We start from the raw sequence: 12,687 nt of genomic DNA on the forward strand, positions 1-12,687 counted from the left end.
TTATTATGCCAATACAATGGCGATGTTAGTTCTGTTTCCAACTCTTTTGTAAATTGAAATGGTTGAATATATCCACGGTTTCAAAAGAAGCCAGGTAAGCACTAAATTCCGGCCTTTTCTGGTAAATCTTGACCCTACGTGCCGCTTTTTCTGCAAGCTCCAGAGTTTCCCATTTTACAATATCCATAAATACATTTGGTTCACCCATACACTTGTAAAATTCATAGCTAATACATCCTTCAAAACTCATCACAAACTCACGAAATTCTTCGATTGAGGTATTTACATATGTTGCCTGCATACTTTGTTTTATCTTGTAGACGACAAGTTCTACTATGGGCGTTTCTGGCAAATTGCTCATATTACACTTTCTTTTTTAAACTAATGCACTGCTTGTTTGGAGGTATCATCCTTAAGAGCACTAAAATTATTCCTGTCATGAGCAACACCGCCTAAAACAACCCACTCGATATTATCGTATGCTTCAATAGTTTCCCATGGGTTTTGGGTAAGCAGCAACAAGTTTGCCTGCTTACCTTCTTCAATAGTTCCCAAACGATCTTGTATGCCAAATGCTCTGGCGTTTTCTTGTGTTGCCGCTGCAAATATTGATTTGAGAGAAATACCGCTCTGTTCCCAGTTTTGCATTTCTACATAGCTACTAAACCCCGCTAGCGAGCCCCATCCAAAACCACCAGATGAAGTATCTGTTCCAAATAAAAAGCGAACTTTCTTGGAATTCATATCGCCAACAATCCGCCCGTATCTAGTAAACATCTTTTCCATTGCTAAACTGACATTTTTTTTGCCTCCACCTGTAACGATTTTCTCCCCAAAGAGTCTCAGGAAAATATCTTTTTGACGTTGACCATCTGTTTTTAGGTAAGAAATGAAATCAGTCGGCAAAGCATGTTTTAGGCCCTTTCGTTCCAGTAAACCAAAATCAAACATGGAAATCGTATGACGGAGTGCACCGAAAGTTGGCTGAACTTTAATACCTGACTTTGCCACCTCTAATATAGAAGTAGTTACGTTTTCAGGTACATCCGGCAGGCTATAATTGTTGTTTCGCCAATCCCACAAGCCATGCGCCATAATATCCACCCCCACATTTGCACCAAAAGAATATGCCGCCGGTGATGTGCCATGTAAAATTACGGGTAGATTGTGTGCATGAGCTTCAGATACTAATTCCTGCATAATTTGGACACTTGGCAAACTAAATTTGCGTTCTTGTTCGGGCATCCACAGGGCTTCTTCATAATAAATCTTCAAGCACTTTGCCCCTGCCTTCAGGCGGTTTTTAACGACAGCTTTTGGGCTATGATCTGCAGCATCAACACCATTCGGTAGATACCCATCGTTGAACCGGTCATGAAGAAAATTTGGTGCATAGCTTAATAGAGATTTCTTCGGGAACTCCATTGCCATAAATCCGTCACTCAAAATGACGCCTTTACCGCAATGTATCAATTCAGGGTGTATCGGCGTTGACAAAAATCGTTTATTGGATTGAACGTCAGCGTTTGTTTCAACAATGGTTGTATAACCATAATATAGGTAACTGCGAGGCATTTGATCCAAATACTGATTATATAAGGCGTCATAGTTAGATGTATAATGACGCTTTAGGCCGGGCGCATGATAAAGGTGTACGTGACTATCAATCAGCCCGGGAGTTAGGTATTTTCCTGTGCCATCAATTTCTTTTTTTGCATGCCACTTGATAGGTTCTCTGCTGACTCTGACAATTTTGTCCCCCTTTATCGCAATATGAACATTTTTAAGCGGGAGGTCGCGTTCAGGGGAAATCAGGATGACATTTTTTATCAGCAAATCATATGACGTATCATCCGCTTTGCTCGGTATTGCAAGAAAGTTTAAGGTTAAAAGAGCAAAGCCAATTTTCAAAATCTGCAGCATAGTTTTCGCCATCTCACGTCTCTCTCTTATCAGGTGATTCTGATTACCTTTTGAGATTTACTGGGTAACCGGCTTGAATGTCGTCCACAATCACGTTTGTGAACCAACAAAATGCGCTATTTCAAAATCTGTGAATAAGTGTCCGCAAGTCCATGGGCATTTCACTAGGTATTGTCACGTGTAGACGAGTCTTGATTTACAAAAATCTGGTTTATAATTGATTGTGGGATACAGTGATGGGGGGGGATTGGTAAAGCAAATAGATGTTGATCAAGTGTATCCACTACCCTATCTTCATCAGATGCATAAAAATCCATTTCGTTATTTTAAAACATCTCGAAAAGTGATCCATCTCGCAGTATTGATGAACATTCGTTTCCCGCTTTCTTTGCAAGAGTTCGAAGACTAGTTTTGTAATGTTAAAATATACCCGGACGGGTTATAGAACATTGTAGAGAAATCAACCTATTCAGAATTATCCTCAGTAGCATTATCTTTAATTCGATGCAATTAATTGCACGCTTTCTCTTTGCACTAAATTTACACTATATTATACTCTATAAATCGATACTTGAATGAACCATGGATGGGAATATTCAATTAATAAAATGACTTAGAATTTTAGTAACGGAGAAGACTTTAATCCCTTCGTCTCCGCCACTATCTGGCTAACCACTTATTTTCTATACATTTTATTTTGCGACCTTAGTTGGATTTCCCATCTTACACTAAGATGGCAAAAATCTATTGCACTGACACCTCAACAACAGATGTGTTTGCGACGCAAACGTTTACGTCAAAATTCACACCTTTCCTTCCGACGACAAGAACGAGCCAAGCTCCGGTTCAGGCGAATGCGAAGCTTACATAAATTCGCCTCGATGCATGCCTCACTATATAATCACTTTAATGGAGAACGACACCTAAGTAACCGAGACATTTTCAAAAAATACTGATCCGCAGCTCTTTCGACATGGCGTCAGCTTGCGGAAATTACGGCATAAAATCTCACCAGAAAAGTGACATTTGAGACTAGTTAGCATTAAACTGACAGCACCCTTCTAGCCAAATACAATTGGTACGAAAATGGTTGCCACCAGTGTTAATACGATAATGCCAATCAGATTTAAAACGAAGCCTGCACGCATCATTCGCGGTATAGAAACACGACCGGAACTGAAGACAATAGCATTAGGTGGTGTCGCAACAGGTAGCATGAACGCGAAGCTCGCGGCGAGTGTTACCGGAACAACAAAAACCAATGGATTATTTCCGGTTTCAATAGCAAGCGAAGCCATCACTGGCAGGAATGTTGCTGCTGTTGCCGTATTTGAGGTGAGTTCTGTAAGGAAAATGACAAGTGTACAGGAAACGACCACAAGTACTGCAATATGCAAGGCACCTAATGGAGCCAACTGTTGCCCAATCCAACTGGTAAGGCCGGATGCAGTCATTGCACCAGCGAGTGCTAACCCCCCGCCAAAAAGAATGAGAACCCCCCAAGGAAGGCGTTTTGTATCTTCCCACACTACCAAAGCCTCACCGCGCTTGCTGCTCGGAATTAAAAATGCTGCAATAGCTGCTGTCATCGCTACAGCGGCATCTGTAAGCTCGGCAATTCCGGTTAAAGCAACGATAGGTTTCCGGGAAAGCCATCCAAGTACCAATGTAATAAATAAAATTAATGTCCGTTGCTCATTGACACTAAGCTTACCAAGTGATTGATGCTTTGCTTTCAGATGCCCTAGAGTCCTTTCAGAAGCCATAAAACGAACAGGGTACAGAAGTTTCACCAGTACAAACCATATGATGGGTAGCATAACAGCGGCAAGAGGTACGCCAATGATCATCCATTTTGCAAAGTCTACTTCAATACTATATGTCGATTGCATAAAGCCCGCCATAAACGCATTAGGGGGTGTGCCTACCAGCGTCGCAATTCCACCCATTGTGGCTCCATAAGCAAGGCCAAGAAATATAGATGTTTCAAAATTATTGACATCTTCACTTTTAAGTTCAGGCATTGACTCCTTGATCACATAGACAACAGACATCGCAATTGGGAGCATCATAAGTGCGGTCGAGGTATTTGATGCCCACATGCTGATAAGTGCTGCAGCTACCATGAAGCCACCGATGATCGATTTGGCATTAACTCCCACAATACGAAATACACCTAACGCTGCGCGTTGGTGCAAGCCTGATTTTTCGATGGCAATCGCCATCACAAATCCACCCATAAACAAATATACGATAGGATTGGCGTAAGAGCTTGCAACCACGGTCATTTGCCCTACACCAAATATAGGGAATAATATCATTGGAAGAAATGAGGTAACTGCTACGTGGGTTGCCTCAGTTGCCCACCAGACAGCCATAAGTGTCGCAATTGCAGCGACATAAGTTGCTTCTTCAGGTAGGCCAACGGGTCTGAAAAATAAGTATATCAATAAAGCAAGCAATGGGCCCGCAATTAGTCCAACCTTCTTTGAAGTATCGTCAGAAATAGTATCGCCCTCATTTATAGATGTCTTATGGTCTATAATATTTACGTCAGTCATTTTGGCTCACCTATATGAAAACACAAGAAAAAATTGGATGGAAGTTTCGATGTCGATCGAGATGGAGTGGCTCATTTATGGGCTATTGGAAGCTTAATATAGTAAGACGAGCTTGATATTGTGCTCGTCTTACTCATTACTTTCGTTAGAAACGTTGTCGGATGTTTATAAAGACCTGACGTCCACGAGGGTCTGCTACTTCCGTATCAAAAAGAGGCCGAGCATTAAGGGATGGAGGATCTAAGTCAAAGAGATTGGTTACACCTACTCCCAGTGTGGTTCCTTCTCCACCAATCACGGGGTCCAGATTGACAGCGTATCGCAAATCAATTGTTGTCTGACCGTCAATGGTAGTGTTGGTCTGGTCGTCTAGATAATTTCCAATATGGCGCGCTGTGATATTGAAAGTATGAATATCATAATCAAGTGTTAGGCCTGCATTTAGTTTAAAATCCGGTGTCGAACCAAATCCATTTGTGAAGTTTCTGCTACCACGAATATTTCCGAAGATTGATGAGTCAAATTCGGTGATAATCGTACTCGACGCGTCAATTGTCGCTGCTATCTCTCCAATTTCAAATCGATAGCGTCCTACTATATCGAACCCAGATGCCGTTGCGTCGCCAAAATTATCGAAGAAGGCCGTTGCAACAGCTGGCTGCCCCGCAGCATCGCGAGTAGCAAGCTCTGGAGGCAAATTACCCGCAAAGACTTGGTCAAAGATAAATTGTGGGTCCGCATCTGCTAGTATAAGATTTTGATAATCATAAGTAAAATAATCAACCGATAGATCAAGCCCCCAATCTGCGCGATATACAAGCCCAAAGTTAAAGTTCTCCGCGGTTTGCGGGGTTAGGTCTGGTCCGCCTTGTGTGACGACCGTAATGATAAACGCCCCTCCGCCGGGATCAGCCGGATCATTAATCGTCGCCTGTGAAGTGACGCCTGAAATCTGGCGAATTGAAGGTGCTTGGAATGAAGTACCAAATGACCCTCGGAATGAGATTTCATCTGTTAGGTCAAATTTTACGGCAACTTTCGGATCTACAGTACTACCACCTTCGTCTCCAAAGTCCTCAAACCTTACAGCTCCTTGTATTTCTATTCTGTCAGTTACAGGGAAAACCGCTTCACCAAAAAATGCATAGACATCCTGAGAGCCAAATACTGCAGGAATCGTTTCCAGCAAGCGGTTATTACCGTTTTGAAAACGGCCATCCGGTATATCTTCTAGATTGATGCTCCGATACTGTCCCCCTACAGCGACAGCAACCGGACCACCTGGCAATGTAATAGGAGTTTCACCAGAAAGAATAACTTCAGCAACTTGTTGTGTTACTTGTGCATTGTCATTCCTGAACAGCGCGATTTGATTGAGTACTGCCTCACTATTTCCGGCTACCGAGACGCCGTCCCTTGGAGAGACGAAGGTTGGATCAGTAACCCGAGTACCAAATGGATTAAATGACCCATCTAACAGAGCAGCTTGAAAAGCCAGAATATCAAATTCATTTGGTTGAATGCGATTGAAATCTGAATTTGCCCAAACATAACTGGCATTTAAGGTCCAACTTTCACCAATATCATAGTCGAACCCACCAACAAGACGAATATTTGTAAAAGTCGTATCAACATCTGAAAGGTTTGGACCGTCTGCATCTGCACCTAACACACGGCCGCGGAAAATTAATGGTGCCGCCTGAAGCGTTGGGTCTGATGCAAAAGCGCCTGGACCTGCAAATGAGATACCGCCATTGCCGTCAGGAACGAAAAAGTTGAACGGATGACCTGCAGGGATCAGGAATCCACCTGCAGTAGTTGTTTGACGCGTCAACAAACTTCCGACGCCATCACGGATGTTATTACGTGAGAAACTAGCTTCGCTGAAAAAATGTAAGCGATCCGTGAAGTCATATTTTAACTGAGAAAAAATCTGGATACGATCTTCTTCAGCAATAATTCTGCGCTGGTCCAGGAATAATAAACGGCAATTTGTGCCATCAGACTCCGTATTTGGAATACCACCAGCAGCTTGACAATCCGGATCACCTATACTCGTACCACTGCGAGCAAAGCCTCCTGGCGATGTTGGATCAGGCACAGCAAGATTAAATCTCCCCGGTGCCCCTGTGATAGAGTCAAATAGCCCTGCAGTCCCTGCGTCTGCCGTATTCCCTTCCGCAATGAAATCAAAATCTGAGCGAACATTACCGCCTTGTGTGTAATATTGCGCGAAGATTGAGAAGTGGCCGTTATCAATTTCTTGGCCATATGCTAAACCAACTTGAAATGATTCATGAACGGACGTACGACCTTCTGCCGTTAGTTCAAATCCTTCAAATCGGTCCCGTGTTATGATGTTAACAATTCCGGCCACAGCTTCAGAACCATAAGTGGATGATGCACCATCAGTTAGAACTTCAATACGTTCGATGAAATTAATGGGATATTGGTTTGAGTCTGTAAACAGTTGGCCTGAAGAGTCAGAGATAGCAGCTAACCCTGCACGTCGCCCGTTTATTAATGTCAAAGTTGAACCAACGCCCAGACCTCGTAAAGAGAATTGAGATAACCCTTGGAGGTTATTCTGAACATTCGAAGTTTGTGACCCAGAGTTAGCAGTAATACCCTTAAAGATATCTTGAATACGCACAGCGCCTGTATCCGCGATTTGCTTGTCACCAACTGTCTGCACTGGCGAGGCTGTGCGGAAATCTTTATTTCTTGAGCGGATGTTTGAGCCGGTGACAACTATAGTATCAATAGTTTCCTCATCGTCAGCATCCTGCGCAAACACTGTTTGGCTTGTTGATGATAGTACTGCGGTCAACATGATTGTTTTTAACGATGAAAACCCATGCCAATATGACTTTTTACAATCAAATCGTTTAGTTTTTTCGATATAACTCATAAATCTTTCTCCCCGATTTTCCACCTAATCATGTCTCAATTTTATAGTTTGATTGATGATTAATGATAATTGCCGGTGGCAGAAAAACCTCCTCAGCCACATAAGCTGAATATAAGGCTATGCAAAATTTTATTCATGTCAATAAAAAAATACAAGTTGTTCAGTTTTTAAAAATACCGTATATATTATCAGTAGTTGAAACTTTCGCAGGCCTTGGATAACCTACTGATGTTATATCTAAAGCTACAAACATGGATATTGGATACGCTTTGACACCTGCTGCAAACATTACTGCTGTTCGAAAGAAAACAGGCTCAAAGCGTGAGCTAATTCTGTGTGAAGCAATCCGACAATTTAATCATCAAGGCTATTACGACACCCGGCTTGAAGATATTGGCGAAGCGTTTGGCTTAAGTAAAACCAGCATCAGCTACCATTTTAAGAATAAAGAACGTCTGTTGGAAAATGCTTATGCTGCGACTTGTAATTTCATGGACACTCAATTGGCAGATGCTTCTACTGAGTCAAATGGCCTTGCAAAAGTAATTAAATTTTTCAGATCATTTCTTGAAGTACAGACTGCCATTAACAACGGCACTCATAACCCCCTGGCATTAATGAGCGATCTGTCAGGTCTTGCTGAAGAAGATCAACCGGTAATACTGACCCGATATCAACAGCAGATCGAAAATTTCCGTGCCTTTTTGGAAGAAGGTATTTCTGATAATTCAATTTCAGTTCAATCAGTCGATGCCGCCACCTTCTTTGCTTTCAACGTTTTGCAATATATCCCTAGCTGGCTGGAAACCATCCCGCCGCGCTTATATGATCAATCAATTGATGAGTTTTGTGATTTGATGACTTTTGGATTGTCAAATCTCAGCGAACGACCAAATGTGATGCCCATTTCGCGAAACCCAACGATCGACTTTCAGGATATTTTTGATCGGAACGCTCGTAATAATATGAAGCGTGATGCGTTCTTAAGAACAGGAATCCGTTATCTCAATCGTAGTGGATATCGCAACTTGTCCCTGGATGATATTGCTGCCGAACTTGGAGTAACAAGGGGGGCACTATATTATCAGATTGCAGATAAAGAGACATTCCTGATTGAATGCTTCAATAGGAGCTGCGACCTTATTGAAAAGGCGTTCGATCAGGCGCAGGAATTGGGAGGCCAACAAACGCTGCCGAAGCTTGAAAGCGCAATCAGATTGCTGTTTGAAAACCATATCACCGAGCATGACCCTCTTATTCGGCAGAATTTAATCAATATGCTGGATAAAGCTTCATACACTGTCGTGAAGGCGCGAATTAATCGATTGAAAGCCCAGTATGTGGAACTCCTTGCGCAAGGTATGCTCGACAATTCAATTCGGACAATCAATATGGAAGCAGCTGAACATATTATCTTTGGGACAATTTTTGCTGCAAGCGGCAGGCGCTTCGCAGCAACACAATTAGGCAATTCCTGGCATCCGCACAGTGAACCTGTTTCAGCATCCGCCAGCTATTTTGACCCGTTAATTACAGGCTTTGCGAACAGTCGTTCCGGATAATTCATACGTTTGGCACGGCTGGAATAAGCCAAACGTCGATCGAAATAAAATAATGAATTGGACTCGCAGCATCATTTAGCTAACATTATTTTCTATAATCATTTTACGAAACTGATCGCAAGCAAACGCGGACGTCAAAGATCTTTGTGTTTACCGCAATCTCCACCAGAAAAATAGTACTTAGACAGGGCCTCGTTAAGATTAACTTAGAGCCCAACACAATATTTGTGGAAGACTGTTTAGTACTAAGGTGAAGTATTGGAGGCTTATTCTATTAAAAATGCATCATGACTGTAGCTATAAGATTCCTTTTGGAAATACTGAAACACTAAGCTTAGCCTCAAGCTATTGTAATTGACCGGCCAAAATTACACATCGCTGCAATGAGTAAACTTGGCAAACAGTTCTGCTAGCCAGTAATTTTCTTGGGTGCAAATGTTTGTAAAAACTGGACCTAAGGCCTTTTGCGCAACACTCTTATAAAACTTCTGGAATATTTAGAGTCTTTAACGACTTCCGTTGGCTAATCTGGGAGGCTTTGCAATGACAATCATGAATGCAATTGAGCCCGATGTTGTTGAAATTGATCGCAACGCTGTATGGCATCATTTGACGCAGCATCAGGCATTTGAAATGGTTGACCCTTTGGTTGCTGTAGAAGGCAAAGGTCTAATCATTACGGACGCTAAAGGGCGTGAATTTCTTGATGCGACCTCAGGCGGCGTTTGGTCAGTCAATATTGGATATGGCCGTGAAAGTATGGGGCGAGTTGTTGGTGAACAGCTTACTAAAATGTGCTTTTTCGCAGGTACTGGTGGTACCGTTCCAGGTGCCCTATTTGCTGAGAAGCTTTTAGATAAAATGCCAGGCATGGGGCGTGTTTATTATTCGAATTCTGGTTCAGAGGCGAACGAGAAAGCATATAAAATGGTTCGCCAACTTGCTCATTTGAAGGGGGATGGGCGTAAGCACAAAGTTATCTATCGTCACAGGGATTATCATGGAACAACAATAGCAGCCTTGAGTTCCACTGGTCAGGAGCAACGCCGTGCCGACTATGGGCCTTTTGTCGATGGTTTTGTAGAATTTGCGAACTGCGATCGTTATCGTACGTCATTTGTGGGTGGCGAGGAAGAATTTGCAGAATTCAGTGCAAATGATCTGGAACGTGTCATTCTTCAAGAAGGTCCCGATACTGTTGGGTCAGTAATTTTGGAGCCAATCACTGCTGGTGGTGGTGTAATCGTGCCCCCCAAGGGATATTTTGAACGCATTCAGGAAATATGCCGTCAATATGATGTTTTGTTGCATATGGACGAGGTGGTTTGTGCATTTGGGCGTACTGGTAAATGGTTTGGCTATGAGCACTTTGGTGTTAAGCCAGATATCGTGACAATGGCAAAGGGGGTGGCCAGCGGATATGCAGCTATCTCGTGCACTGTTACGACTGAGGATATTTTCAACGGGTTTAAATCAGATAATCAGGATCCCCTAGGTTATTTCCGAGATATAAGTACATTTGGCGGATGTGCTGGCGGCCATGCCGCGGCCCTTGAAAATATTCGAATTATTCAAGAAGAAAAGCTTGTTGATAATGCGCGCGTTATCGGCGCTTATTTTAAGGATAAGCTTTTCGAGCTTGCTGAAAAACACGAAGTTATTGGCGATGTTCGAGGTCTTGGTCTGCTTTTAGGGCTTGAATTGGTAAAAGATCGAAATACTCGAGAGCCACTGGATGAGGCTGAGATCGTTCGTTTTCAAGGCCTTTGTATGGCTCATGATCTGATGATTGGCCGAACCAATCGTAGTTTTAATAAATTGAACAATACGATCTGTTTAACGCCAGCATTAATAGCGGCAAAATCTGACATTGATGAAATTGTTTCAAGGCTTGATCAGGCATTTGGCTTGCTTGCGGCTTAAATATTAGTGACGGGGAAATATTATGACAAAAATGACAACAGAAGAAGCCTTTGTAAAAGTTTTGCAGATGCATGGTATTGAGCATGCCTTTGGGATTATTGGATCAGCTATGATGCCAATTTCTGACCTTTTCCCTAAGGCGGGGATAACCTTTTGGGATTGTGCGCATGAATGCAATGCCGGGATGATGGCAGATGGTTTTAGCCGTGCAAGTGGTAAAATGTCGATGATGGTTGCGCAAAACGGCCCTGGCATCACGAATTTTGTTACACCTGTAAAAACTGCTTATTGGAACCATACACCGCTTCTGCTTGTAACTCCTCAGGCCGCGAATAAGACGATTGGCCAAGGTGGTTTTCAGGAAATCGAGCAGATGAAGCTCTTTGAAGATATGGTTTGCTATCAGGAAGAAGTGCGTGACCCAAGTCGTATCGCTGAAGTTCTAAACCGTGTTATTATGAAAGCATGGCGTGGCTGTGCCCCTGCTCAGATAAATATACCAAGAGATTTCTGGACGCAGGTTATTGACTGTAAATTACCCCAAATTGTTCGCTTTGAACGTCCAGCAGGTGGTGAAAGTGCACTTAATGACGCTGCTAAACTGCTCTCTGAAGCAAAGAAGCCTGTCATTTTGAATGGCGCTGGCGTTGTCTTGGGTGATGCGATTGCGGAATCAGTTAAATTAGCAGAGAAACTAGGCGCACCTGTCTGCTGTAACTACCAACACAATGATGCCTTCCCGGGGAGCCATCCTCTGTCAGTTGGACCATTGGGATATAATGGTTCGAAGGCTGCGATGGAGTTGATTTCAGAAGCAGACGTAGTTCTGGCACTAGGTACACGTCTTAATCCATTCTCTACATTGCCGGGATACGGAATTGATTATTGGCCTACCGATGCAAAACTTATTCAGGTTGACATTAATGCAGACCGTATTGGTCTGACAAAGCCAGTGACTGTAGGTATTCAAGGTGATGCCAAAAAAGTTGCTGAAACCTTGACAGATTTGATCGAGACAGAAACAACCGCTGAAGAACGTGCAGAGCGTGAGGCGCATATTCATAGAACCAAATCATCTTGGCTACAGACCTTATCATCGATGGACCATGAAGATGATGACCCTGGTACAACATGGAATGAAAGAAGCAGAGATCGACAACCTGACCGTATGAGCCCGAGACAGGCTTGGAGAGCCATTCAACGTTCCTTACCGCGTGAAGCGATTATTTCATCAGATATCGGTAATAACTGCGCTATTGGAAACGCCTATCCAACATTTGAAACCGGACGTAAGTACTTAGCTCCTGGTTTATTTGGTCCTTGTGGTTATGGTTTTCCAGCAATTCTTGGAGCCAAAATCGCACAACCGTCTGTTCCCGTTGTCGGGTTTGCAGGAGATGGGGCTTTTGGGATTTCCATGAATGAAATGACAGCTTGTGGCCGTGATGACTGGCCAGCTATTACGATGGTAATTTTCCGGAACTACCAATGGGGCGCGGAGAAGCGAAATACGACGCTTTGGTTTGATGATAACTTTGTTGGTACCGAATTAGACCTTGATGTGCATTATGCGAAAATTGCAGAAGCTTGTGGTATGAAAGGGGTTCAGGTTGTAACGCAAGAAAAGCTTTCCTCCGCTCTTGAGGAAGCTATCCGCGCACAAATGGAAGATGGCGTAACAACCTTCATTGAATGCATTCTTAATCAGGAACTCGGGGAACCGTTCAGACGAGATGCAATGAAAAAACCTGTGCAGGTCGCGGGGATTGATTCTGAGGATATCCGTTTACAACTTGATATCGGTTAA

The 12,687-nt window shown here is 43.0% G+C and carries 7 protein-coding genes and 1 pseudogene; 4 read left to right on the forward strand and 4 right to left on the reverse strand.

Features of this window, described 5'->3' with window-relative positions; all coding sequences use genetic code 11:
• Window positions 1–25: 25 nt before the first annotated feature.
• The gene (locus tag KFF44_RS12585; protein ID WP_255934690.1) at window positions 26–361 is read right to left on the reverse strand and encodes an antibiotic biosynthesis monooxygenase; all 336 of its coding nucleotides are present in this window, start codon (window positions 359–361) and stop codon (window positions 26–28) included.
• Window positions 362–381: 20 nt separating this feature from the next.
• Window positions 382–1,935 carry an amidohydrolase family protein gene (locus tag KFF44_RS12590; RefSeq protein ID WP_370691098.1) on the reverse strand — a complete coding sequence of 518 codons (1,554 nt, stop codon included), beginning with the start codon at window positions 1,933–1,935 and terminating at the stop codon, window positions 382–384.
• A gap of 289 nt (window positions 1,936–2,224) precedes the next feature.
• On the opposite strand from KFF44_RS12590, the pseudogene KFF44_RS16230 reads away from it, so the two are divergent.
• Window positions 2,225–2,329: pseudogene (locus KFF44_RS16230) on the forward strand (IS6 family transposase); the annotation flags it as partial.
• A 655-nt stretch (window positions 2,330–2,984) separates the two neighbouring features.
• Here KFF44_RS16230 and KFF44_RS12595 read toward each other — a convergent pair.
• Window positions 2,985–4,484: a DASS family sodium-coupled anion symporter gene (locus KFF44_RS12595; protein ID WP_255934695.1), complete on the reverse strand. Its 1,500-nt coding sequence runs from the start codon at window positions 4,482–4,484 to the stop codon at window positions 2,985–2,987.
• Window positions 4,485–4,629: 145 nt separating this feature from the next.
• Window positions 4,630–7,395 (reverse strand): TonB-dependent siderophore receptor, encoded by a 2,766-nt coding sequence (locus KFF44_RS12600; protein WP_255934696.1) that lies wholly within the window; start codon window positions 7,393–7,395, stop codon window positions 4,630–4,632.
• 251 nt (window positions 7,396–7,646) lie between these two features.
• On the opposite strand from KFF44_RS12600, the gene KFF44_RS12605 reads away from it, so the two are divergent.
• The 3 genes from KFF44_RS12605 (at window position 7,647) to xsc (ending at window position 12,687) form a co-directional block, all read left to right on the forward strand.
• Window positions 7,647–8,957 carry a TetR/AcrR family transcriptional regulator gene (locus tag KFF44_RS12605; RefSeq protein WP_255934697.1) on the forward strand — a complete coding sequence of 437 codons (1,311 nt, stop codon included), beginning with the start codon at window positions 7,647–7,649 and terminating at the stop codon, window positions 8,955–8,957.
• 543 nt (window positions 8,958–9,500) lie between these two features.
• Window positions 9,501–10,880 carry an aspartate aminotransferase family protein gene (locus KFF44_RS12610; protein ID WP_255934698.1) on the forward strand — a complete coding sequence of 460 codons (1,380 nt, stop codon included), beginning with the start codon at window positions 9,501–9,503 and terminating at the stop codon, window positions 10,878–10,880.
• A 22-nt stretch (window positions 10,881–10,902) separates the two neighbouring features.
• On the forward strand, window positions 10,903–12,687 hold the full coding sequence (gene xsc / locus KFF44_RS12615; RefSeq protein ID WP_255934699.1) for a sulfoacetaldehyde acetyltransferase: 1,785 nt from the start codon (window positions 10,903–10,905) through the stop codon (window positions 12,685–12,687).

It is taken from the genome of Kordiimonas sp. SCSIO 12610 (genome assembly GCF_024398015.1).
In the GTDB taxonomy this organism is placed as follows: domain Bacteria; phylum Pseudomonadota; class Alphaproteobacteria; order Sphingomonadales; family Kordiimonadaceae; genus CANLMI01.